General features: G+C 72.8%; 9 protein-coding genes. 4 read left to right on the forward strand and 5 right to left on the reverse strand.

Going from position 1 to position 25,874, the window contains the following annotated elements; all coding sequences use genetic code 11:
• The first annotated feature begins 37 nt into the window (after nt 1-37).
• Both ABD333_RS25525 and ABD333_RS25530 read left to right on the forward strand, forming a co-directional pair.
• The gene (locus ABD333_RS25525) at nt 38-15,280 is read left to right on the forward strand and encodes an amino acid adenylation domain-containing protein (protein ID WP_344544852.1); all 15,243 of its coding nucleotides are present in this window, start codon (nt 38-40) and stop codon (nt 15,278-15,280) included.
• On the forward strand, nt 15,277-15,492 hold the full coding sequence (locus tag ABD333_RS25530) for an MbtH family protein (RefSeq protein WP_344544854.1): 216 nt from the start codon (nt 15,277-15,279) through the stop codon (nt 15,490-15,492). The genes ABD333_RS25525 and ABD333_RS25530 overlap by 4 nt, the downstream gene beginning before the upstream one ends.
• 77 nt (nt 15,493-15,569) lie before the next feature.
• Here ABD333_RS25530 and ABD333_RS25535 read toward each other — a convergent pair whose 3' ends face one another.
• Nucleotides 15,570-15,992, reverse strand: a complete 423-nt coding sequence (locus ABD333_RS25535) for a DUF4259 domain-containing protein (protein WP_344544856.1) — start codon at nt 15,990-15,992, stop codon at nt 15,570-15,572.
• Nucleotides 15,993-16,103: 111 nt separating this feature from the next.
• On the opposite strand from ABD333_RS25535, the gene ABD333_RS25540 reads away from it, so the two are divergent.
• A complete protein-coding gene (locus tag ABD333_RS25540) occupies nt 16,104-16,682 on the forward strand; it encodes an RNA polymerase sigma factor (protein ID WP_344544857.1) in 579 nt (192 codons plus the stop codon).
• On the forward strand, nt 16,679-17,881 hold the full coding sequence (locus tag ABD333_RS25545; RefSeq protein WP_344544859.1) for a WD40 repeat domain-containing protein: 1,203 nt from the start codon (nt 16,679-16,681) through the stop codon (nt 17,879-17,881). The genes ABD333_RS25540 and ABD333_RS25545 overlap by 4 nt, the downstream gene beginning before the upstream one ends.
• A gap of 64 nt (nt 17,882-17,945) precedes the next feature.
• On the opposite strand, the gene ABD333_RS25550 is transcribed toward ABD333_RS25545, so the two are convergent.
• The 4 genes from ABD333_RS25550 to ABD333_RS25565 form a co-directional block, all read right to left on the reverse strand.
• The gene (locus tag ABD333_RS25550) at nt 17,946-20,435 is read right to left on the reverse strand and encodes an ABC transporter ATP-binding protein (protein WP_344544861.1); all 2,490 of its coding nucleotides are present in this window, start codon (nt 20,433-20,435) and stop codon (nt 17,946-17,948) included.
• Nucleotides 20,436-20,445: 10 nt separating this feature from the next.
• Nucleotides 20,446-22,113 (reverse strand): ABC transporter ATP-binding protein, encoded by a 1,668-nt coding sequence (locus ABD333_RS25555; protein ID WP_344544862.1) that lies wholly within the window; start codon nt 22,111-22,113, stop codon nt 20,446-20,448.
• Entirely contained in the window at nt 22,098-22,835 is a 738-nt protein-coding gene (locus ABD333_RS25560; RefSeq protein ID WP_344544864.1) for a (2Fe-2S)-binding protein, read from the reverse strand. The genes ABD333_RS25555 and ABD333_RS25560 overlap by 16 nt, the downstream gene beginning before the upstream one ends.
• Before the next feature lie 876 nt (nt 22,836-23,711).
• Nucleotides 23,712-25,586, reverse strand: coding sequence for a CASTOR/POLLUX-related putative ion channel (locus ABD333_RS25565; protein WP_344544865.1), 1,875 nt, complete (start codon nt 25,584-25,586; stop codon nt 23,712-23,714).
• Between the last annotated feature and the right edge of the window lie 288 nt (nt 25,587-25,874).

The following is a 25,874-nucleotide window of genomic DNA, read 5'->3' on the forward strand; positions in this document are numbered from 1 at the left end:
GAACGGCGACGACTCACTGCGCGGAAAGGCGGGGACGATGTCCGGTGGCGGGTTCGAGCTGCCCGGGACCGAGCTTGCTCTCACCGGAGCACAGACCGGGATCTGGCTGGCCCAGCAGATCGAGCCGGACAGCCCGGCCTACACGATCGGCTGTCACGTCGAACTGCCGTCCGGCGCGGACGCGGCGCGGCTCGCCGCGTCCGTGCGCCGGGCCGTTCTGGAGGCCGAGCCGCTGCACGTGGTGTTCCGCGAGCGGGACGGACGGCCGGTCCAGATCGTCCGGCCCCCCGGCGAGTGGGCGCCCACCATGCTGGATCTGGCCGCCGAGCCCGATCCCGAGTCGGCGGCCCGTGCCTGGATGGGCGCGGACATGGCACGGGTCGCCGATCTCACCGTCGGCCCGCTCTTCGCGCACGCCGTCATCGAGCTTGGCGACGGCCGGGTGTGGTGGTACCAGCGGTACCACCACCTCGTCACCGACGGCTCGGGCGTTCTCAACCTCACCCTGCGGGTGGCCGCTCTGTACGGCGACGAGAACGCGCCCGCCCCGGACTGGTCGCTGAAGCGGCTGGTCGCCCGGGACGGCGACTACCGGAGCTCGGAGCTGCACGAGGCCGATCACGAGTTCTGGCGGGACCGCCTCGCCGGTCTCCCCGACGAACCCGCGCGGCTCGTGGAGTGCCCGCCGGTCCAGGCGCGCGACGTCGTGCGCCGGACGGCCGAGCTGCCGGCCGACCGCACCGAACGCGGGCGCGCGGTCGCCGAGGCCCTCGGCACGCGCTTCTCCCGGCTGGCGATCGCGGCGGTGGCCGCGTACCTCCACCGGTCGACGGGCGCGCGCGACGTGGTCCTCGGCCTGCCGGTCACCGGCCGCCTGGACGCGGAGCTGCGCGGCACCCCGGGCCTGGTGTCCAACGTCCTGCCGCTGCGGCTCACCGTGCGGCCGGACACGACACCCGCCGAGCTGGTCACGGCGGTGGCCCAGGAGATCCGTGCCATCGCCGCGCACGGCCGGTACCGCGGCGAGGACCTCGCCAGGGAACGCGGCACGGAGCACGGCAGGCAGGGCGGGCTGCGCGAGCTGATCGGGCCGACCGTCAACGTGATGCCCTACCACGAGGGGATTCACTTCGGGGATCTCCTCGCCACCGTCCACTACCACTCGCTCGGGCCGGTCAGCGACCTGTCCGTCGCGATGTACGACCGTCCCGCCGGGCAGGGCGTCCGGATCGACCTGGACGCCGACGCGGCGGTGTGCGGCCCGGACGAGCTGGCAGCGCACGAGCGCCGGCTCGTCGCCGTCCTCGACGCGATGATCGAGCACCCCGGCCGTCCGCTGGGCGCGATCGACCTGACGACCTCCGCCGAGCGCCGGCGGGTGCTCGAAGAGTTCGGCGGCTCGGTGCAGCAGGCGAGCGAGACCGACGAGACGACCTGGACCGCCGCGTTCGAACGACGCGCCGCCGAGACGCCGGACGCGGTCGCGGTGATCTGCGAGGCCGAGCGGCTGACGTACCGGGAGCTCAACGGCCGGGCCAACCGCCTCGCCCGGCTCCTGCGCGGCCGTGGCGTGGCGGCCGAGGACGTCGTCGCGGTCGCCGTGCCGCGTTCGGCCGAGATGGTCGTGGCGCTGTTCGGCGTAATGAAGGCGGGTGCCGCCTACCTGCCCCTCGACCTGGACCACCCGGCGGAGCGCGTCGCTTACATGGTGGAGGACTCCAGCGCGCGTGCCGTCGTATCGGTGACCGGGCTCGCCGGCGACCTTCCGGACGCCCCGCACGTGCTGCTGGACGACCCGGGCGTCGCGGCCGAGCTGGCGAGCCTGGACGAGGGCGACCTGCCGGACGCGGCCGCCGGACATCTGGACCGCGCCGCGTACGTCATCTACACCTCGGGCTCGACCGGCCGCCCCAAGGGCGTCGTCGTGTCCCACGACGGGATCGGCAGCCTCGTCGCGACCGCCGTCGAACGGCTGGGCGTGCGGCCCGGCAGCCGCGTCGTGCAGTTCGCGTCGGTCGGGTTCGACGTCGCGGTCTGGGACCTGGTCATGTCGCTCTGCGTCGGCGGCACGGCCGTCGTCGTCCCGGCCGAACGGCGGGTCGCCGGGGAGGAGCTGACCGGCTACCTCGCCGAGCACCGCGCCACCCACATGATCCTGCCGCCCTCGCTGGTGGCGGCCCTGCCCGCCGAGTGCGAGCTGCCCGAGGGCGCCGTGCTGGTGGTCGGCACCGAGGCGGTGCCCGCCGAGCTCATCGCCCGGTGGGGCGACCGGATGCGGGTCGTCGTCGCGTACGGCCTGACCGAGGCGACCGTCAACTCCACGCTGTGGCTCGCCGAGCCGGGCGCCGAGGGGCCGGTTCCCATCGGCGTGCCCGACCCGGGGACCCGCTGCTACATCCTCGACTCGGCGCTGCGTCCCGTTCCGCCGGGTGCCGCGGGCGAGCTGTACGTCGCCGGGCGCGGCCTGGCGCGCGGCTATCTCGGCCGGCGGGGCCTGACCGCCGAACGGTTCGTCGCCGACCCGTTCGGGGCTCCCGGCGACCGCATGTACCGCACCGGCGACCGCGCCCGCTGGCGTCCTGACGGGAACATCGACTTCCTCGGCCGCGGCGACGGCCAGCTCAAGATCCGCGGCTTCCGCATCGAGCCCGGCGAGGTCGAGAGCGCCCTCATGGCGCATGACGCCGTGGCGCAGGCCGCCGTCGTGGCCCGCGAGGACCACCGGGACGTCAGGCGCCTGGTCGCCTACGTGACCGGCTCCGCCGGCTCCGGCGGCCCCAACGGCTCCGGCGCGCTCGACGTCGCGGAGCTGCGGCGGTTCGCGGCCGCCGCGCTGCCCGACTACATGGTGCCCGGCACGATCGTCGTGCTCACCGGGACGCTGCCGCTGACCCCCAACGGCAAGCTCGACAAGGACGCCCTCCCCGAGCCGGAGTGGACGTCGGGCGCCGGTGACGCCCCGCCGGAGACGCCTGCCGAGCACATCCTCGCCGCGCTGTTCGCCGAGGTGCTGGGCCTGCCCGCCGTCGGCGTGCACGACGGCTTCTTCGAGCTGGGCGGTGACAGCATCGTCGCCATCCAGCTGGTCAACCGAGCGCGGCGGGCCGGGCTCGCCCTCACCCCGCGCGACGTCTTCCGCCTGCGCACGGTCTCCGCCCTGGCCGCCGTCGCCGCCGAGACGGCCGCGAGCGGCGCCGCCGTCGCCGAACGGCCCCACGATCCGGGCCTCGGGACCGTTCAGCCGACGCCGATCATGCGGTGGCTGCGCGGGCTCGGCGGACCAGTCGACGCGTTCTACCAGTCGGTCGTGGTGCGGGTGCCGGCCGACCTCGACGCCGGCGCGCTCGCCGCGACGCTGCAAGCGGTCATCGACCACCACGGCATGCTCCGCGCCCGCCTCGACCGGGCGGGCTGGACGCTGGAGGTGCCGCCGCCCGGTACCGTCCGCGCCGCGGACCTCATCGAACGGGTGGAGGACGGCGACGCCGACCTCGCCGATCACCGCGAGCGGGCCGCGCGACGCCTGGCACCGGAGCGGGGAGTCATGCTCCAGGCCGTGTGGTTCGCGGGCGAGGGGCGGCTGCTGCTCGTGGCCCACCACCTCGTCGTGGACGGGGTCTCCTGGCGGGTGCTGCTCTCCGACCTGGAGCAGGCGGCGGCGGGCGAGGAGCTCGCTCCGGTCGCCACCTCGTTCGCCGAATGGTCAAGGATGCTGGCCGCCGACGCGAGGACCGCCGACCCGGCCGCCTGGCGCGAGGTGGTGAACGAGCCGGTCGCCGTACTGGGCGCCCGCCCGCTCGACCCGCGGACCGACGTCGCGGCCACCGAACGTTCCCTCACGGTGACGCTGCCCGCCGACGTGACGGGCCAGCTCCTCACCGGCGTGCCCGCCGCGTACCACGGCTCGGTCGACGACGTCCTGCTCACGGCGCTCGCCGTCGCCGTGGCCGCCTGGCGTCCCGGGCACGACGAGCTGCTCGTCCATCTCGAACGGCACGGGCGCGAGCAGGACGAGGTCACGGGCGGCGCCGACCTGGCGCGGACGGTGGGCTGGTTCACCGCCTTCCTCCCGGCCCGGCTCGCGCCGGGGTCCGTCGACTGGGACGACTTCCGCGCGGGCGGCCCGTCCGTCGGCCACGCCCTCAAGCGGATCAAGGAGCAGCTGCGCGCCGTTCCCGCGTCGAGCCTCGGCTATGCCGCCGACGCGTCGGCCGCGCAGGTGCTGTTCAACTACCTGGGACGGTTCCGGGCGGACGGTGCGGGCGACTGGCGGCTCGCGAGCGACGTCGAGCCGCTGTCGGCGGGCCGGGATCCGGGCATGCCGCTCGGGCACCCGCTCGAAGTGAACGCGATCGTCCGCGACGGTTCCGAGACCGGGCCGGAACTGAGCGCGACCTGGTCATGGCCCGAGGGCGTGCTCGGCTTCTCCGAGGTCGCCGACCTGGCCGGGGCCTGGCTCGACGCGCTGCGCGGTCTGGTGGCCCACCTGAGCTGCCTGAACGCGGGCGGGCACACGCCGTCGGACTTCCCGCTCGTGGCGATCGGCCAGAACGAGATCGACGAGCTGGAGTCCGCGGTCGGCGACCTGGCCGACGTCCTGCCGGTCACGCCGCTCCAGGAGGGGCTGCTCTTCCACGCGCTCTTCGACGAGGACGCCGACGACGTCTACACCGTCCAGCAGGTCATCGAGCTGACGGGCGACGTGGACCCGGAGGCGCTGCGCCGCGCCGTCCAGGGGCTGCTGGACCGGCACGCGCCGCTGCGGGCCGGGTTCCGGCAACTGGGGAACGGGCAGATCGTGCAGTTCGTCCCCGGATCGTCCACCGTGCCCTGGCGCGAGGCGGACGGGGGCGGCGCCGAGGCGATCGCGGCGGAGGAGTTCGCGCACCGCTTCGACCTCGCGGCACCGCCGCTGCTGCGCGCCGCGTTCGTCCGGGGCGAGGCGGCGGACGGGCCGCACACGCTCATCCTCACGCTGCACCACCTGACCTCCGACGGCTGGTCCGTGCCGATCATGCTGCGCGACCTGGTGACGGGGGACTCGCGGGCGGCCGGCGCGCCCTCGTACCGCGACTACTTCGCGTGGCTGGCCGGCCGTGACCGGGACGCGGCGCGTGCAGCCTGGCGCGAGGCGCTGGCCGGGCTGGACGAGCCGACGCTGCTCGCCGGAGCGACGCGCGGCGACGCGGCCCCCGGTCCGATGGGACAGGTGCGCGCCTCGCTGGACGCGGCGTCCACCGGCGCCCTCACCGCCTGGGCGCGGGCACGCGGCCTGACGCTGGGCACGGTCGTGCAGGGCGCCTGGGGGCTGCTGCTCGGCCGCCTCACCGGGCACCGCGACGTGGTGTTCGGCTCGACCGTGTCCGGCCGCCAGGCCGAGGTCGACGGCATCGAGTCGATGGTCGGGCTGCTGGTCAACACGGTGCCGGTGCGGGTGACGTGGCGGCCGGACGAGCCGGTCGCGCGGCTGTTCGCGCGGCTGCAGGAGCGGCAGGCCGAGCTCCTCGACCACCAGCATCTCGGACTGGCGGAGATCCAGCGGCTCGCCGGCCACGCCGACGCCCTGTTCGACACGCTCGTGGCGGTCGAGAACTACCCGATGAGCGACGACCTGCGGGCGCCGGGCGCCGCGTTCTCCATCTCGGCCGTGGACGTCCGCGACGCGTCGCACTATCCGCTGTCGCTGACCGTCGTGCCGGGAGAACGGCTGGAGCTCCGGCTCGACCACGACACCGGGCGCTTCGACCCCGAGACGGCCCGGCGGCTGTCCGGCGGCCTCACGCGGCTGCTGGAGTCGGTCGTCACCGGCGCGGAGGTTCCCGCCGGACGGCTCGACCTGCTGCCCGCCGCCGAACGCGCGGACGCGCGGCTCGTCGGCGCGAGCCGGGAGATCCCGGCGGAGACGCTCGCGTCCGCCATCGCGGCCCAGACCGCCCGCACCCCGGACGCCACCGCCGTGATCTTCGGGGCCGAGGAGATCTCGTACGCCGAGCTGGACCGGCGCGCCGGACGGCTCGCACGGCGGCTGGCCGCACGCGGCGCCGGGCCGGGCGAGTACGTCGCGGTCGCGATCCCGCGGTCGGTCGAGCTGATGGTCGCGCTGCTGGGCGTCCTGAAGTCGGGCGCCGCGTACGTGCCGCTCGACGTCGACTACCCGGCCGACCGGCTGGCGTTCATGCTGGCCGACTCCGGCGCCTGCCTGGTCGTCACCAAGACCGGCGACCTCGCCGGGATCGGCGAGGCGGAGCCGGTCGTCGTCGATGACCCTGACGACACGGCCGGCGCCGAGCCGCGCCCGGCCCGGCCCGGCGATCCCGCGTACCTGATCTACACCTCGGGCTCCACCGGCCGTCCCAAGGGCGTCGTGGTCGGCCACCGCGCCATCGTCGGGCACCTCGCCTGGGCGCAGGGCGAGTTCGGGATGGGCGCCGGGGACCGCATGCTCCAGCAGGCGTCGGCGAGCTTCGACGCCTCGGTGTGGCAGCTCTTCTGGCCGCTGTGCTCAGGCGCGGCCGTGGTGCTGGCCGAGCCCGGCGGTCACTTCGACCCGGTCTACCTGGCCGGTCTCATCAGGGAACGCCGCGTCACCGTCCTCGACATCGTGCCCTCGATGCTGCAGGCGTTCACCGGTACCGACGAGCTCGCCGCCGACCCGGGGTGGGCCGCGAGCCTGCGCAAGGTCTTCGGCGGAGCCGAGGCCCTGACCGCCGGGACGGCGCGCCGCTGGCTGGAGCTGACCGGCACGCCCGTCGACAACTGCTACGGGCCGACCGAGGCGACCGTCCAGGTCACGTGGGCGGACGGCTCCATCCCACCCGACGGCGAGGCCGTGCCGATCGGCCGCCCTGTCTGGAACACCCGGCTGTACGTGCTCGACACCTGCCTGCGGCACGTACCCGAGGGCATGCCGGGCGAGCTCTACATCGCCGGTGAGCAGCTCGCCATCGGCTATCACGCCCGGCCCGGGTTGACCGCCGAACGTTTCGTGGCCGACCCGTACGGGCCGCCGGGCACCCGCATGTACCGCACGGGAGACCTGGTCCGGCGGCGCGCGGACGGCGCCCTGGAGTACGTCGGCCGGACCGACCACCAGATCAAGATCCGCGGTAACCGGGTCGAGCTGGGCGAGGTGGAGGCACGGCTCGGCCGTGAAGCCGGAGTCGCGCGGGCGGTCGCCGTCGTGCGCGGCGAGGGCGCCGCCCTGCGTCTGGTCGCCTACGCCGTCGCCGCTCCGGGCGCCACGCTTGACGGCGGCGACCTGCGGGCCCGGCTGGCCGCCGCGCTTCCGGCGCCGATGGTGCCGAGCACGGTCGTCGTGCTGGACGAGCTGCCGCTGACGCCCAACGGCAAGGTCGATCGCGAGGCCCTGCCCGTTCCGGAGGCGGCGCCGCGCGAGGTCCGGGTCGCGCGGACCGAGCCCGAACGGCTGCTGTGCGAGATCTTCGGCGCGGTGCTCGGTCTCGAGGCCGGCGTGGACGACGACTTCTTCGTGCTCGGCGGCGACAGCATCACCTCGATCACCGTGTCGAGCCGTGCCCGCAAGGCCGGGCTGCCGCTCAGCCCCCGCGACGTCTTCGCGCACCGCACGCCCGCCGCGCTGGCCGCCGCCGTGGCCGTCGCCGAGGCCGGGGGCCCTGCCTCCGAAGGTGTGGAGGACGCGGAGCTGATCGAGCTCACGGACGAGGAGCTCGCACGGGTACGCGCGACGAGCCCCGTCCCGGTCGAGGACGTCTGGCCGCTGTCGCCGTTGCAGGAGGGCATCTACTTCCACGCCACGTACGACACCGACGCGATCGACGTCTACACCTCGCAGGACGTCTTCTCGTTCGGCGAGCGCATCGACGCCGATCGGCTGCGCACGGCCGTGGGGGCGCTGCTGGCGCGCAACCCGAGCCTGCGCGCGGGCTTCACCGGCGAGGGGCTGCCGCGCCCGGTGCAGTTCATCGGGGCGGACGTGCCGCCGCCGTTGCGTGAGATCGACCTGTCGTCGCTCTCCGCCGAGGAGCAGGACGAACGGGTCGCCGCGCTGCTGGCCGCGGACCGCACCGAGCGGTTCGACCTGACGAGCCCGCCCGCGATGCGGCTGCTGCTCATCCGGCTCGGCGGCGGCCGTGACCGGCTGGTGCTCAGCCACCACCTGATCCTGTGGGACGGCTGGTCGGCGTGGTTGTTCCTGGAGCAGCTCTTCACGCTGTACGAGCGGGCCGGCGACGACAGCGGCATGCCGCCTCCCGGCAACTACCGCGACTATCTCGGCTGGCTGGCGGGCCAGGACTCCGGCGCGGCCCTCGGGGCGTGGCGCGAGGCCCTGACCGGGCTCGACGAGCCGACGCTGGTGCGGCCCGCCGACGACGGCCTGCGGCAGCCGGTGATCCCGCGCGACCTCGACGTCGAGCTCCCCGCCGAGCTGGGCGACCGGCTGCGCGGCACGGCCCGCGAACACGGCCTCACGCTCAACACCATGCTCAACGCCGCCTGGGGGATGGTGCTCGCCGCCTCGGTCGGCCGTGACGACGTGGTCTTCGGTGCCGCCGTCGCGGGCCGCCCGGTCGCGGTGCCCGAGGTCGAGAACATCATCGGGATGTTCCTCAACACGGTGCCGGTGCGCGTCACCCTGCGGCCCCGCGAGTCCGTGCTCGGCGTGCTGCGCCGCGTCCAGGACGAGCGGGTGGCGCTGATGCCGTACGAGCATCTCGGGCTCGGCGACCTCCAGCGCGAGACCGGGCACCGGCGGCTGTTCGACACGCTGTTCGTGCTGCGCGACGCGGGCGGCGAGGAACGGATGCTGGAGTTCACGCGCCGCAACGGCATCGTGGACGTGGCCAACGCCGACGCGACGCACTACCCGGTCACCCTCATCGTGACGCAGGGCGCCCGGCTGCGCGTGACCCTGTCCTACCGGCCCGACGCGTTCGACGACGATGAGGCCGCCGCGCTGCTCGACCGCTTCACGATGCTGCTCGACCAGCTCCCGTCCGGTCTCGCCGACGAGGTCGGCGGCCTCGGCATGCTGCTGCCGGGCGAGCGGCGGAGCCTCGCCGAGGAATGGGACGCGTCGCGGCGTCCCGTGCCGCCCGTGACCGTCGCCGAGCTGCTGTCCGAACGCGCCGCCCGTTCACCCGACGAGATCGCGCTCGTGTTCGGGGCGGAGAGGCTGACCTACGGCGAGCTGGACGCGCGCATCAACCGCATGGCGCGGCTGCTGCTGGCGCGCGGCGCCGCGCCGGAACGCGTGGTCGCGCTGGCCCTGCCGCGTTCGGTCGAGATGGTCGTCGCGTTGTTCGCCGTCCTCCAGACGGGAGCGGCCTACCTGCCGCTGGACCTGGAGTACCCGGCCGAACGGCTGGAGTTCATGCTGGGCGACACCGCCCCCGCGTGCGTCCTCACGACCACGTCCGTCGCGGCGACGCTGCCGGACGCGGGCGTTGAGCGGATCCTGGTCGACGACGCCGCGACCGTCGCCGAGCTGGCGGGCCTGCCGGGCGGGGCGCTGGACGACGCCGAACGGCCCGCGTTCGCCCGCGACCTGCCGCACCGGCTGGAACACCCGGCGTACGTGATCTACACGTCGGGCTCGACCGGCCGCCCCAAGGGCGTCGTCACGCCCTACCGGGGCCTGACGAACATGCAGTTCAACCACCGTGAGGCCATCTTCGAGCCGACGATCGCCGCTGCCGGGGGCCGGCGGTTGCGGATCGCCCATACGGTGTCGTTCGCGTTCGACATGTCGTGGGAGGAACTGCTGTGGCTCATCGAGGGCCACGAGGTCCACATCTCCGACGAGAACCTGCGGCGTGACGCCGAGGCCCTCGTGGCCTACTGCGACCGTGAGCTGATCGACGTCGTCAACGTGACGCCCACCTACGCCCACCACCTCATCGACGAGGGCCTGCTGGACGGCCACCGGCCGCCGCTGGTGCTGCTCGGCGGCGAGGCGGTGTCGGAGACCGTGTGGTCCGCGCTGCGCGAGACGCCCGGGACCTTCGGCTACAACCTGTACGGGCCCACCGAGTACACGATCAACACCCTCGGCGCCTCGACGGAGGACAGCGCGACCTCGACCGTCGGGCGGCCGATCTGGAACACCCGCGCCTACATCCTGGACGCCGCGCTGCGCCCGGTGCCGCCGGGGACCCCTGGCGAGCTCTACATCAGCGGCGTCGGCCTGGCCCGTGGCTACCACCGGCGGCCCGGGCTGACCGCCGCGAGCTTCGTCGCCGACCCGTTCAGCGACGAGCCCGGCGCCCGGATGTACCGGACCGGCGACCTCGTGCGGCGCGGGCCGGACGGCAACCTGGACTTCCTCGGGCGGACCGACGACCAGGTGAAGATCCGGGGCTACCGGGTCGAGCTCGGCGAGATCGGCGCGGCCCTGGAGGACCATCCCGCGGTCGCCCACGCGGCCGTCATCGCGGACGCCTCCGGCCCGGGCGGCGTCAAGCGCCTCGTCGGCTACATCGTCCCGGCGGTCTCGCACGGCGCGGTCTCGCGCGACGGGGGTTCGGAGGACGCGGGCTCGCGGGACGCCGATGAGCTGGTCGGCGAGCTGCGCGAGGCGTTGAAGGCGCGGTTGCCGGGCTACATGGTCCCGGCCGCGCTGATGCTCGTGGACCGGCTGCCGATCACCGTGAACGGCAAGCTCGACGTGCGCGCCCTCCCCAAGCCCGAGGTGAGCGCCGGCGCCGACAGCCGTCCGCCGCGCTCACCGCGCGAGCAGGCCCTGTGCGAGATCTTCGCCGAACTTCTCGGGGTCGAGCGCGTCGGCATCGACGACGACTTCTTCGACCTCGGCGGGCACTCGCTGCTGGCGACGCGGCTGGTCAGCCGCGCGCGGGCGGCGCTCGGCGCCGAGCTGGCCATCCGCGACCTGTTCGAGGCGCCGACGGTCGCCGAGCTGGCGGAACGCGCGGACGCCTCCGCCGCGACCCGCCGTCCCGAGCTGGTCGCCGTGCCGGAACGGCCCGCCGAGCCGCCGCTGTCGTTCGCCCAGCAGCGGCTGTGGGTGATCGAACAGCTGGAGGCCGCGTCCGCCGCGTACAACTTCCCGCTGGTCATGCGGCTGCGCGGCGCGCTGGACACAGGCGCGCTGCGCGCGGCGCTGGGCGATGTGATGCGGCGGCACGAGGCGCTGCGCACGCTGATCGTCGAACGCGAGGGCCGTCCGTTCCAGCGAGTGCTGCCCGCGGACGAGGCCCGGCCGGAGTTCGCGGTGCTGGACGCGACCGAGGCGCGGCTCGACGCGGTGCTGGCGACGGTGCTGGGCCGCCCGTTCGACCTGGCCGTGGAGCCTCCGCTGCGTGCGACCGTCGTCCGACTCGCGCCCGACGAGCATGTCGTGGCGCTGCTGCTGCACCACATCACGACCGACGAATGGTCGGACGGGCCGTTCCTACGCGATCTGTCCACCGCCTACGCCGCCCGTACGGCGGGAAGGGCACCCGAATGGGAGCCGCTGCCCGTCCAGTACGTGGATTACACGCTGTGGCAGCGCGAGCTGCTGGAGACGGACGGACTGGCCGAACGGCAGCTGGCGTACTGGCGCGACAACCTGCGCGGCGCCCCCGAACAGCTCGAACTGCCCACCGACCGGCCCCATCCGGCCCGGCCGACCATGTCGGGCGGCGAGCTGACCATCGAACTCGACCCGGACGCCTGCGCGGGCCTGCGCCGGATCGCCCAGCGCGGCGGCGCCAGCATGTTCATGGTGTGCCACGCCGCGGTCGCCGCGCTGCTGCACCGCCTCGGCGCCGGCGACGACCTCCCGCTCGGCGCGCCGATCTCCGGCCGGACGGACGGGGCGCTGGACGAGCTGGTCGGCTTCTTCGTCAACACGCTGGTGCTGCGCACGGACGTGTCGGGCGACCCGACGTTCGCCGAGCTCGTGGACCGGGTCCGCGCCACCGACCTGGCGGCCTTCTCCCACCAGGACGTGCCGTTCGAGGCCGTGGTGGAGGAGGTCAACCCGGTGCGGTCGCCGGACCGCAACCCGCTCTTCCAGGTCATGGTCGGCTACCGCAACCGTGCCGGGGACGATGTCGCGCTGCCAGGGCTGACGGCGGTGCCGCAGCTCGTGGAGGCGCGCACGGCCAAGTTCGACCTCGTCTTCAGCTTCGCCGAGGACGTGACGAGCGGGCGGATCGGCTGCGTGCTGGAGTTCCGTTCCGATCTGTTCGACCGTTCGTCGGTCGCCGTCCTCGGGGAGCGGCTGTCGCGGCTCGTCGAGGCCGTCGCCGCCGATCCGGAGCTGCCCGTCGGCCGGATCGACGTGCTCACCGAGGCCGAACGCGAGCAGGTCCTGACCGGCTTCAACCGGACCGACCGGGCCGTGGACGAGCTGACCATCCCCGGCCTCTTCGGGCGGCTCGTGGCCGAGCAGCCGGAGGCGGTGGCCGTCGTGGACGGCCCGCGTTCGGTGACCTATGCCGAGCTGGACGCGCTGTCGGATCGCATGGCGGTCCTGCTGGCGCGCCATGGTGTGCGCGCCGAGAACGTGGTCGGCGTGGCCGTGCCGCGTTCGGTGGAGATGGTCGCCGTCATGCTCGGCGTCAACAAGCTGGGCGCCGCGTTCCTGCCGATGGACCTCGCCCACCCCGGCGACCGCCTCGCCTACATGCTGGGCGACGCGCGGGCCGCCGTCGTGGTCGTCACCGAGCAGGTCGCGGGCAAGGTGCCGGAGGTCGACGGCGTCGAGGTGCTGTCCCTCGACTCGCCGGACACCGCCGACGAGCTCGCCGGTCTCGCGCCGGGCGCCGTCTTCGCCCCGATCGCCCTCGACCAGGCCGCGTACGTCATCTACACCTCGGGCTCGACCGGCCGGCCCAAGGGCGTCGTCGTCCCGCACGAGGGCATCGGCAGCCTGGTCGCCACGGCCGTGGACCGGATGGGGCTGAGGCCCGGCAGCCGCGTGCTGCAGTTCGCGTCGATCGGCTTCGACGTCACGATCTTCGAGCTGTCCATGGCGCTGTGCCACGGCGGCACCCTGGTGCTGGTGCCGGACGAGGCGCGGGTGCCGGGGCGTGAGCTGACCGGCTTCATGAACGAGCAGCGGATCACGCACGCGATCCTGCCGCCGTCCCTGGTGGCCGCGCTGCCGCCCGGCTGCGACATCCCCGAGGGCGCCACCGTCCTGGTCGGCACCGAGACCGTGCCGCCGGACGTGATCGCGCGCTGGGCCGGTCACCTGCGTCTCCTCGCCGCGTACGGCCTGACCGAGGCCACGGTCAACTCGACGTTGTGGCTCGCCGAACAGGGCTGGACGGGCGCCGTCCCGATCGGCGTGCCTGACCCCAACACGCGCGTCCACATCCTGGACGAACGGCTCCAGCCGGTCCCGCCCGGCGTGGCCGGTGAGCTCTACGTCACCGGCCGCGGCCTGGCCCGCGGCTACCTGGGCCGTCCCGGCCTGTCGTCCGAACGTTTCGTGGCCTGCCCGTTCGGCCCGCCCGGCACCCGGATGTACCGGACCGGCGACCGCGCCCGCTGGCGCGCCGACGGCAACGTCGACTTCCTCGGACGCGCCGACGACCAGGTGAAGATCCGCGGGTACCGCATCGAACCCGGTGAGATCGCGGGCGCCATGACCCGCCACCCCGGCGTCACCCAGGCGGCCGTCGTCGCCGACCGGAGCGGCCGTGACACGCGCCTGATCGGCTACGCCGTGGGGGAGGCGGACCCGGCGGAGATCCGCGCCCACGTGGCGGCGCTGCTGCCGGACTACATGGTCCCGGCGGCGATCGTCGTGCTCGATGGGCCGCTGCCGCTCACGCCGAACGGCAAGCTCGACCGCCGTGCCCTCCCGGCTCCCGACTGGTCGGCCCGTAGTGGGACGGCGCGTCCGGTCACCGGACGGCAGCAGGCGCTCGCCGGGCTCTTCGCCGAGATCCTCGAACTCCCCGAGGTGGGCGTCCACGACAACTTCTTCGAGCTGGGCGGCCACTCCATGTCCGCCATGCGCCTGCTGGGCCGTGTCCGTACCGTCCTGGACGCCGATCTGGCCCTCCGCGACGTCTTCGACGCCCCCACGGTGGCCGAGCTCGCCGACCGCCTGGACACCACGACCGGTCGTCCCCGCCTGACCCCCGCCGAACGCCCCTCCGTCCTGCCTGCCGCGCCGCCGCAGGAGTGGCAGTGGACACGCCACAGCACCGGGCAGCCGTACGACATGGCGTTCGCGCTCCGTTCGCCCGAGGGGCTCGACACGTCCGCCCTCGCAGCGGCCCTGGACGACCTCGCGGCCCGCCACGAGCCGCTGCGCACGGCCTTCGCCGAGCGCGACGGCAGGCTCGTTCAGGTCCGCGCCGACTTCGCCCTCGAACACCTCCAGGTCAGCGATCTGGAGGCGGAACTCCGCACCCTCGCAGCGGAACAGGCCGACCTGACGCGGCCGCCCCTCCGCGCCCGCCTGCTCACCGGCCCCGGCGCACAGGCGCTGCTGCTGACCATGCACTACATCGGTGTGGACGAGTGGTCCGTCGTGCCTCTGGTCAACGACCTGGCGACCGCCTACACGGCCCGCCGCGAAGGCAAGGCCCCCGCCTGGGAACCCCTTCCGGTCTCCTACGGCGACTACACCCTGTGGGCACACTCGCTCCCGGCGGAACGTCAGCTCGCCTACTGGCGCGAGACCCTGTCCGACGTCCCACGCGAGATCACCCTCCCGTACGACCTGCCCGCCACCCGCGAGCCGCGCGGCGACTACATCCACACCGTCCTCGACCCGGCCCTGCACCAGGCCATCGACGCCCTCGCCGCGCAGACCGGCACGAGCATGTTCATGGTGCTCCAGGCCGCCCTGGCGACGCTCCTCACCCGCAACGGCGCGGGCACGGACCTGCCCATCGCGTCCTTCGTCGCGGGCCGTACCGAGGAGACCCTCACCGACCTGATCGGCTGCTTCTTCAACACGGTGATCCTCCGCACGGACACCAGCGGCGACCCGACGTTCAGAGAGCTCCTGGCCCGCGTCCGGGAGACCGACCTGAACGCCCTGGACCGCCAGGACGTGCCGTTCGACCGGGTCGCCAAGGCCCTCGGCCTGCCCGCGCCGCAGGTGATGCTCGTGCACCACGAGAAGGCCCGGATGGCGCACCTCGACGAGGTCGTCTTCGAACCGGTCCCGACCGGCGCCCGCAACGCCCACCTGACCGTGAGCTTCTTCGAGCCCCAGGGCGACGGCCCCGTCGACTGCCTGCTGGAGTACGACACCGCGCTCTTCGAACGCGCGACCGTCCAGCGCCTGGCCGACGAACTCCACACCATCCTGACCGAGGAGACCCGATGAGCACCAACCCGTTCGAAGACGCCGAAGGCCGCTACCACGTCCTCGTCAACCACGAAGGCCAGCACTCCCTGTGGCCCGCCTTCGCCGAGATCCCCAGCGGCTGGACGCCCGTCTTCGGCGAAGACACACGCGAAGCCTGCCTGGCCTACGTCGAAGAAAACTGGACCGACCTACGCCCCAAAAGCCTAATCAAAGCCATGAACCCCAACTAACCCCACCACCCACCGCACCCATCCGGACTACGGCGCCCGCCGGTCTGCGCGGCTGGTCGGGCTGCGCGACCGGTGGGCTACGACGGTTCGCTGTTTGTGGCGTTCGCGAGCACTGATCTGAGGTGGCGGACGCGGGTGTGCCACTCGGTGGCGGTGTCGCCCTCCCCCCAGAGTCCGGGGAGGTCGGAATCCGGGCCGGTCACGCGGTCGAGTGCCAGGACGGCCAGGCGGCGCAGGTGCACGGGGAGAGGCGGCACCGGCTCTTCGGGGCCGTAGACCGGGTCGACCGGCTCACCGCGCGGGCACTGGGCGGCGACGATCGCGGCCGCGGCGACCGCGACATCGCCGGTGCGCCCGTGCAGGGGGCCTTCTTCGGTGAGCGCCGCCTCCAGAGCCTCCCGGACGAGCGAGCCCCGGGCGGCCTCGTCCGCCTCGTCGAGGTCGCCCGCGAAGTCCGCGGCGGCGTCGTTGTCGAAGGGCTCCGCGCCCCATGTGCCCATGTTCGGCATCCCTCGGTCGGTCCGGTGGGAGGGAGAGTATTGGCATCCGCTGACAGTTCGGAGCGTGTTCCCGAGATAGCCGCTTGGTCGTGACGAGCAACAATCTCGGCCATGGTGCGTCTTTATGGCATGGATCAAGAGAGCCTGACCGTGATCGATCCGCCCGGCGCCGATCCCGAGCCCGAATCCGACCCGGGACCCGGGCCCGCGCTCGGACCGGTCGGCGCGCTGTTCGCCGACCACCGACTCAAGCTGTTCCGCCTCGCCGTGCTGCTCGTCGGCGACGAGAACACCGCCGAGGACGTCGTGCAGGACGCGTTCCTCGGACTGCACCGCAGGTGGGAGACGCTGGACGAGGAGAAGGCGCTCTCCTACGCCCGCGCGTCCGTCGTGAACGCCTGCCGGTCGGTCATCCGGCGCCGCGTGGTGGCGCGGCGCTTCGGGGCGCACCACGAGCCGCCGATGTGGTCGGCCGAGTCCGAGGCGATCGTCGGCGAGGACCGCCGCCGCGTCATGGAGGCCGTGCAGCGGCTGCCGCGGCGCCGGCGTGAGGTGCTCGTCATGCGCTACTACCTCGACCTGAGCGACGCGGAGATCGCCGCCGCGATGGGAGTCAGCCAGGTCACCGTCCGTACGACCGCCGCCCGGGGCCTGAAGGCCCTGGCCCGCCTCCTGGGGAACGACGAATGACCAAGACCGAAGAACAACTGCGCGACGCCCTGCACGGCATCGCGGCCGCCGCCCGTACCCCCGAGATCAGGATGACCGCGGCGCGGCCGCGGCGGCTGTCGGCCTGGCTGGTGCCGGTGACCGTGGCCGCCGCCGTCCTGCTGGTCATGGCGGCCGGCGTGGTCGGCGCCTCCGTGTTCCGTTCGCCGGATCGGGCGGCCACGCCGCTCAGCGGGCCCGGACGTTTCGTCGTGGCCGCCACCGCCCAGGGGCAGGGCACGGCCGGCAACGGCGTGACCGTACGCGACGCCTCCACGGGCGCGATCACCGCCACCGTCCCGCTCCCGAAGGGCGTGTCGGAATGGAACGCCATCACCGCCACCAACGACGAGACCCTCTTCTACCTCGCCGGTGTGGCACCCGATCAGCCGCGCGGGAGGCTCTATCGCCTGAGCCTCACCTCCGCGGGCCGCGTGAGCGGGCTTGACCCCATCAAGGGCGGCCACAGCGAAGCTCACATGCGCTATCTCGCCGCAAGCCCGGACGGACGCCGTATCGCGTTCCCGGTGGACGCCCTGGTCAAGAGCAGCCGGGTGCGCATCACCCCGAAGCCGAACGCCTCGAACGGTAAGCGGCTCTCTCCGGAGCAGGGCAGCCGGGGGGTGAGCCCGTCCGCGTCGGTGTACGGACCCGTCCAGATCGTGGTGGTGGACGTCGCCACAGGCCGGAAAGAGGTCTTCAAGTCCAAGACCACGGGTCTGCTGGAGTCGCTGAGCTGGTCCGCGGACGGGCGTCGCCTCGCGTACTCCGTCGGGGGCTCGCAGGGCGCGGACGGCATCTGGGTCCTGGACACCCGCGCCGGCCACGACCTGCTCAAGGCCTCCCACCGCGTGCCCGTCAGCGGTCTGCTGAACTCACCCGTCCTCGGCGCCGACGGCCGGAGGCTGTATGTGATCGCGGCGCAGGGCAGGCCGTCGTGGACGCGTGTCATCGAGGTCGACGTCGCGACCGGGCGGCAGTTGCGCGTGCTCTTCGAGGAGAAGTACGGCGGCGATCCGGCGAACGCGGTCTGGATGTTCACCCAGCTCGACCGGGACGCGACGGGACGGAACCTGATGGCCGTTTCCGACCGGTACGCCCACCGGATCGACCTGTCCACTGGTCAGGCCCGGCGGGTACCGTTCGTCGGCGGCGTCGAACCGTACTCGTTCGCCTGGTAGCGGTACGGAAGGCTTCCGCTGCCTGTCACAGGGCAGCGGAAGCCTCGCCGGTCAATGCGGCTCTTCAGGAGCGGCTGTTGTCGGACCAGGCTTCCCAGAGGGCGGCGTAGCGGCCGTTGGCGTGGACGAGATCGGCGTGGGTGCCGGTCTCGACCACGACACCCTTGTCGAGGACCACGACGCGGTCGGCCTCGGCGGCCTGGGTGAGGCGGTGGGCGACGATGAGGGCGGTACGGCCCTCGATCGCGGCCGTGGCGGCGGCCTCGAGGGTACGGGCTCCGGCGCTGCCCGCCTCGGCGGTGGCCTCGTCCAGGACGACGACCGGGGGATCGGCCAGGACGAGCCGGGCGAGCGCCAGCTGCTGGGCCTGGGCCGTGGTGAGGCGGTGCCCGCTCTCGCCCACGACCGTGTCGAGGCCGTCCGGCAGCGCCTCGACCCAGGAGACGGCTCCGACCTGGTCGAGCGCGGCGAGGAGCTCGTCGTCCTTCGCCTTCGGGCGGGCCAGGCGCAGGTCGTCGGCGAGCGTGCCGGCGAAGACGTGCACCTCCTGGGTGACCAGGGCCACGGTCTGGCCGGTCGAGGCGGGACCGGCGCCGCCGATGCTGATCGTGCCCCGGTCGGGGTGGTGGATGCCCGCGATGAGCTTGGCGAGCGTGGTCTTGCCGGCGCCGCTCGCGCCGACCAGCGCGACCCGTTCCTTGGCCGCGATGTCGAGGTCCACGCCGCGCAGGACCGGATGGCCCGGACGGTAGGCGTACTCGACCCCGGAGACCTGAACGGAGGCGTCGGCCGGGCGGGCGGGCGCCTCCGTGCGCGGCGGCGCCATGTCGGCCACCCCGACGAGACGGGCGAGCCCGGCGGTCGCCGCCTGCGCGTCGTCCACGAGGCCGAGCGCGATGTTGATCGGCGTGAAGAGGCTGTGGAAGTAGAGCGCGGCGGCGCTGGCCGTACCGATGCTGACGCTGTCGTCGCGCACCAGCAGGAAACCGGCCACCAGCACGGCCGACAGCCCCACGAACTCGGCGAGGTTGAGGCGCGAGTAAAACCGGGTCACGAGCCGGATGCCCCGCAGCGCGAGGTCGACCGCCTTGGTGGAAGAGGCGGCGACCTGCCGCACGTGCTCGTCCGCGAGCCGGAACGCGCGGACGGTGGAGGCCCCGCCGATGGTGCCGAGAAGCTGTTGTTGCTGTCCGCCGACGGCGACACGCTGCGCCGCGTACAGCGGTACCGCCCGCCGTACGTACCACCGCACCGTCCACGCCTGAATGGGGACCGCCAGCAGCGCCACGAGCAGGAACCGCCAGTCCAGTATCGCCAGCGCGACCAGGGTGAGGCCGAGCGTCAACACCGAACGCGCCAGCGCCGGCAACGCGTCCCGGAACACACTAGTGATCACCGAGACGTCGTTGGTGACACGGGACGTGAGGTCGCCTGAGCCTGCCCGTTCGACGCGTTCGAGGGGAAGGGCGAGGGCGCGCTCGACGAACAGCTCGCGCAGCGTCGCCAGCATGCCTTCGCCGACCCGCGCCACCAGGATGACGCCGAACGAGGTCGCGACGCCCTGCACGGCCGCGATGATCGCCAGCCAGACGACCGGCGTCGTGATCGCGCTCGCCGGACGCCCGCCGGCCACGAGATCGATGATGTGCCCGAGCACCGGAGCCGTCAGCAGCCCGACCCCGGTCGCCGCCGCCAGCACGAGAAAACCAGCCCAGGCCGCGCCCCGATGAGGCCGCGCGAGATCCCGAATCGCCGAACGCGTACGAGCGGAGGTCGCCGTCGGCAACAACTCCCGCACGCCGCCACCCCCATCCCCCCGAACGAAGCCGCCGCCACGAACGCCGTCGCCCGCCACGGCCTTCACGTCCGCCTGTGCGGGATCGTTGTCCGCCATGCGTGTGACGTCCGCCAGAGCGGCGCCGTGGTCCGCGACGCGTTTAACGTCCGCCGGTGCGGTGTCGTGGTTCGCGCTGCGTTTGGCGTCCGCCGGTGCGGTGTCGTGGTTCGCGCTGCGTTTGGCGTCCGCCGGTGCGGTGTCGTGGTTCGCGCTGCGTTTCGCGTCCGCCCGAGTCGTGTTGTCGTCCGCGCTGCGTTTCACGGCCGCCGAAGCGGCGTCGTCATCCGCCACGCCTTTTACGGCCGCCGGATCGGCGCTGTCATCCGCGACGCGTTTCACGTCTCTCTGTGCGGCGCCGTGGTCCGCCATGCGTTTGACCTCCGCCGGAGCGGTGTCGTCGTCCGCCATGCGTTGCACGTCCGGTTGTGCGGAGCCGTGGTCCGCCACGCGCTTCTCGGCCGCCAGAGCGGAGTCGTTCGATATGCGTTTCGCGTCCGCTTGAGCGGTGTCGTCGTCGGCGATGCCTGTCACGTCCGCCGGATCGGAGTCGTCGTCCGCGATGCGTTTCACGTCCGCCGGAACGCTGTTGTCGTCCGCCACGCGTTTGACGTCCGCTAGTGCCGTGTCGTTGTCCGCCACGCGCTTCGTGTCTGCCTGTGCGGGATCGTTGTCCGCCTTGCGTTTTGGCGTCGCCTGAGCGGGGTCGTTGTTCGTCATGCGCTCTCCTTCAGGCGAGGACCGTGGCGCGGTACGCGTCGTTGCCGTGCACGAGGTCGGCGTGGGTTCCCTCGGTGACTACGCCGCCGTCCGCGACGTACACCACCCGGTCGGCAGCCGCGAGCAGCGCGGGGCTGGTGGCCACGATGATCGTCGTACGCCCCGCGCGGCTCTTCCGGAGCCCGGCCGCGATCCGTGCCTCGGTGACCGCGTCCACGGCCGTGGTCGGGTCGTGCAGGACAAGCACGGGCGGGACCGCGGCGAGCGCGCGTGCCAGGGCCACGCGCTGGCGCTGGCCGCCGGAGAGGGAACGGCCGCGTTCGGTGAGCGGCGTGTCGGTGCCCTCGGGGAGGCTGTCGGCGACCTCGTCGGCCGAGGCGGCGGACATCGCCTGGGTGATCGCGCCGGGGGAGGCCGCCGCTCCGACATTGTCCAGGACCGTTCCCTCGAAGAGGTCGGCGTCGTGCTCGGCGACCAGCACGGCGGTACGGATCGCGGCGGGGTCGAGCTCGGTGAAGGGCAGTCCGTCGAGCTCGATCACCCCTTCGTCGGGGTCGGCGGCCCGGCCGAGTACCCGCAGCAGTGCCGTGGCGGCGGCGGGCTCGGCCACGACGCCCAGCGTCTCGCCGGACGCGACGTGCAGGCTCAGGTCGGTCACGGCGCCGAACGAGACGTTCCTCAGCCGTATCTCGCCACGGATCTGGGGCGGCAGGTCGCCCGTTCCGCCGGACACCGCCGGGGGCATGGCGAGGACGGCGGCGATGCGCGCGGCGGAGGCACGGCCCTGGGCGAGCTCGCCGTTCGCCCACGCGAGGATCGACAGCGGGGTCAGCAGGAATTGCGCGAGGCCGACGGCGGCGACCAGCTGCCCGACCGTGATGTCGCCCGAGGCGGCGAGCCGACCGCCCACCAGGGCCACGACGGCGATGAAGATGCCGGTCAGGGCGAGCATGCCGCCGTCATGCCAGGCCTGGGCACGGGCCGCGCGCAGGGTCGCGGCCAGTGAGTCGCGGCTCGTGCGCCGGTAGCGGTTCACGGCCGTGGCCTCCGCGCCGAGCCCCTTGAGGACGCGCAGTCCCGAGATCAGGTCGGCGGCCACGCCCGAGGCGTGCGCGGCGCGTTCCTGCTCGGTGCCGCTGCGGCGTTCGAGCGGCCTGCCCAGCAGGTGAGCCAGCAGCAGCAACGGAGGAATCCCCAGCAGCACGACCAGCCCCAGCGGCACTGAGACCAGCAGGAGCGCGAACCCTCCCGCGACCAGCCCGGCGAGCGCCGCGACACCCGCGGTCAACGCGATATGGACCGCGCCGACCCGCTTGGCGTCGCCGCTGGCGACGTTGACCAGCTCACCCGGCAGCCGGCCGTTCTCGGCGCCGCCACGGGGATGCAGGACGCGTCCGGTCAGTTCGAGCCGCAGCCCGTGCGCGGCCTGCTCCGATGCCCGTTCGGCGGCACGGAAGCTGAACCGGTAGCTGAACGACAACACGGCGAAGACCACGGCGAGCGCCGCGACCCACCGGAGCAGGGCCCCGCCGTCCTCGGTGGCGACCGCCTTGTCGATCACCACGCCGACCATGACGGGCACCAGCGCCTCGCACACCTGGTGCCCGGCGGCGAGCGACGACCCTCGTGCCGTGTGCCGCCACTGGCCGATGAGCGCGCGTTTCAGCACGTCGGACACGCTGGCTCCTTCGGTGTGCTGACGCAGCAGGTGGGGCAGGCGTCGCTGCCGGGCAGCGTCACCCACAGGCAGCAGGTACGCCGCCGCAGCGAGGGCATCTCGACGAGCCCGGCGACCGGCCCGCCGACGGCGTCGAGCAGTCCCTGGGCCGTGCCAGCTCCCATCCCGAGCATCGCGAACGGCTCGACCAGCGCCTCAGCGACCGATCCCCACAGCCCGCGCCGCCCGGTCCGTGTCAGCTCATGCAGCGTCTCGATAACGGGCGCGTGCAGGCGTTCGATCAGGGTGTCCCGGATGACGGCGCCGAGCTCGCCTGCCGTTCCGGAGGCGACCCGCGTCTCGTTCAGCCCGACGATCATGAACGGCTCGCCGGGCAGCGGCCGTACCGCCGTGTTCTCCGGAGTCATCAGCGGGACGTGCCCGCCGAGCGCCCATCCGACGGCGACCGGCAGGGCGGTCCAGTAGGAGAATCCCTTCCACCACAGGGCCGCCGCGACATGCAGGGGAGCCGACCACCGTTCCGCGGCCTGCTCCACCATCGCTTCAAGGGCCGCGGAGGGTGCCCGGGTCAGATCGGCGACGGAGACCCAGTCCGCTTCAGCCCGCAGGCCGGGCGCGACTCCGAGCGTGATCCCGGCTGCCTCGGCGGTGCGGAGGACGTCCATGAGGGGCTCCAACGCCGTCTCAGCGTCCCGCCCGTCGCTGACCGCTACCCCGGACACGTCGCCTCCACCACAGCCTCCGACCTCAAATAAGGGCAGCCTAACCTAAATCACCTGGCCCTCCCACAAGATCCTTTTGCGCACAGCCGTCCATACCTCAGCCACTGGACCCCGTGGACGGACAGGAGTCACCGGACCTGGTGGGTGGACAGGGGAGTGGCAGGGTCCGGTGGGAGTAGCTGGGTCTGGTGGGTGGCTAGGGGGTCACCGGACCTGGTGGATGCCAGAGATATACACCGGATCGATGGACGCCCAGGGAAGCCGTTGGCCCGGTGGGTGGCAGGGGGGAAGGGGTGGCTGAGGGAGTGGCTGGGTCTGATGGACGGTTAGGGAGTCATCGGACCTGGGTAGGCGGCCAGGGATCCACCGGACCTGGCGGACGGCCGCAGATACACCGGATTGGATGGGCCCAGGGAAGCCGTTGGTCTCGGTGGGTGGCTGGGGGAGTGGGTGGCTGAAGGTGTGGCTGGGTCTGATGGACGGTTAGGGAGTCATCGGACCTGGGTAGGCGGCCAGGGATCCACCGGACCTGGCGGACGGCCGCAGATACACCGGATTGGATGGGCCCAGGGAAGCCGTTGGTCTCGGTGGGTGGCCGGGGGAGTGGGTGGCTGGGGGAGTGGCTGGGTCTGGTGGACGGCAGGGAGTGATCGGGCTTGGGTGGGCGCCCGGGGATCCAATCGGATCCGATGGGCGGCCAGGGGAGTGGTTGGGGCCGGTGGGTGGTTAGGGGGCGCTGGGTCTGATGGGCGGCCAGGGGGCCACCGGACCTGGTGGGTGGCTAGGGAGCCACCGGATCGGATGGGTGGCTGGGCATGCTGGGTCCGGTGGGTGGCTGAGGGAGTGGCTCGGTCTAATGGACGGTCGGGGGTCTGGTCAGTCTTCGGAGATGACGATGACGTGGTCCTCGGCGCTGAGTTCGAGGGGTTCTCTCTTGTCGGGGTTGAGGATGACGCCGTAGTCGGAGGGCTGGTGGAAACGTTCTTGCAGCCGGTAGCCGATCGCGGTCTCGGAGCGGCGGCGGGCGGCCTCGATGACCGTGGCGAAGTTCGCGGTGACGCCGGGGTGCAGATAGTCCTGTGCGGGCTTGAGGTAGATCTCCGAGCCCGCCGGGTCGAGGAGGTCGGCGAAGACGTCGTACAGGTGCCGGTTCTCGCTGAGCTGCGTGAGCATCAAGCTGATCAGCTTGTCGCTGACCACGAAGTCGTCGGCCTTGGTGACCTGGGCGATCTCCCGGTTGGCGTCGTCGTGGATCTCGCTGACGATGGAGTACGGATCGCCCAGGCTCTCTTCGAGGTCGCGCAGGTGAAGAAGGGTGACCAGGGTGCGGGCGTCGGCGTGCTGGTCCTCGTAGCCGGCGTCGCCCAGCACGATGATGTGCTGGTAGGCGCCCACGTCGAGGGCCTCCAACTGGTTGCGGTCTGTGGGGTCGCAGCGGGTGAACCCGACGGTCAGGTTGCTCAGGCCGCCGAGGGTCTCGCGCGGATCGGAGCGCTGTGCGGCGATCGTGAGGCACGAGCCGGGCTCGGTGAACTCGTCCAGCAGGCCGATGATCTCCGGGGCGCGGTGGTTCCAACCGACCAGCAAGGTGTCCCCGCGCGTGATCGGATGCGAGGTCGCGGTGGCGATGGCGGCCTCATGGATCTCCGGCCGGGTGCCGCTGAGCCTGATGAGCAGGTCGTCCTCGGCGAGCAGCACGATCTCGTCGTCGGCCCGGATCACGGTGTCCGGCGGGGGATTGACCTGCACCGCCCCGTGCGCGCGGCGCAGCCCGACCGGGATGCCCAGCTCGTAGGCGTTCAAGGCCTCGCCGTAGGTGATCCCGGCCAGCCCCGGTTCGGGGCGCATGTAGAACTCATGACCCCGGTAGTTGAGAAGGTCGGTGTAGACCTGCGACAACCCGGACTGGCGGTGTGACTGGACGATGAGCTGGATGGCGATGTCGTCGGCGTCGATGACCTGCGCCTCCGGGCCTCCGGCGAGCCGGGCCGCTGGGAGGTTGGCCGAGTCGTGCACGGCAGCGACCACGTGCGGCCGCGCGCCGTCCCAGGCCCGCCCGCCGAGCGACAGCAGCATCTTGATCACATGGTTGTCGGCGTCCTCGACCGGCGGCGAGAGCACCACGATCGAACGGGCCGTATCGGGGCTGACCAGGTCCAGGTCGGCGACCTTGAGGGGATTGCCGTGGCGGCAGACGACGCGGGTACGGCTCGTGTCGCCCACCCGCGCCCGGATCGCGTCCTCCATGTCGACCTTGTCGAGGTCGGCCAGGATCGCGATGCAGGAGCGGCGTTTGCTCTGGTTGGCCTCCGCCAGCTCCGCGATGACGGTGAAGACCTGCTCCGACCAGCCGAGCACGACGGTGTGATCGTGCTCGATGATCCGCGACCGGCCTTTGCGCAGCTCGTCGATCTTCTTCTCGAGCCCGGTCGTGAGCACTCCGATCAGGGCGCTGACGATGAAGATCCCGCCGACCGTCGAGACCAGCATCAACGCCAGAAACGGAGCCGTCCCCGTGTCGTCGCCCATCGTGCCCGGATCGAGTGTGCGCAACAGGCTCCGCCACAGCACCCCGGGCCAGTCGCCGTTCTTCCGCGAGTCCTTGGGCGCGAGCACCACGGCGAGCGAGGCGACCACGAGGATCAGCACGCCGGACGCCAGTCCGAGCCACCCGATCAGCGCGGGCGTCCCCTTCGACATGGTGTTGTCGAACCAGTACCGAACCCGCTCGCGCCTGCTGATCCGAGCCAAGCGCCCTCCCGTGACCGCACCGCCCCCGAGGGATCTTAGAACAGACCACCACCCTCCCCACCAAATCGATAAATCCCCGACCTGCTCCCGCTCGCGACGCAGTGCTGGGCGGGCGAGCATCCGGTCCTGCCCGATCCCGACTGGTCCGATGAGTCGTATCCGGTGCCGTTCCACCTCCTTGGCCTCGGTGAAGACGCACTTCGGGGGCCTGCTCTGATTCGTCCTGGAAGGCAGGCCGGAATCCGACGACGTCGATCCGTGGGATATGCGGTTGCTGGGATTCCGGCT

The sequence above is a fragment of the Actinomadura fulvescens genome, assembly GCF_039533225.1.
Taxonomy (GTDB): Bacteria; Actinomycetota; Actinomycetes; order Streptosporangiales; family Streptosporangiaceae; genus Spirillospora; species Spirillospora fulvescens.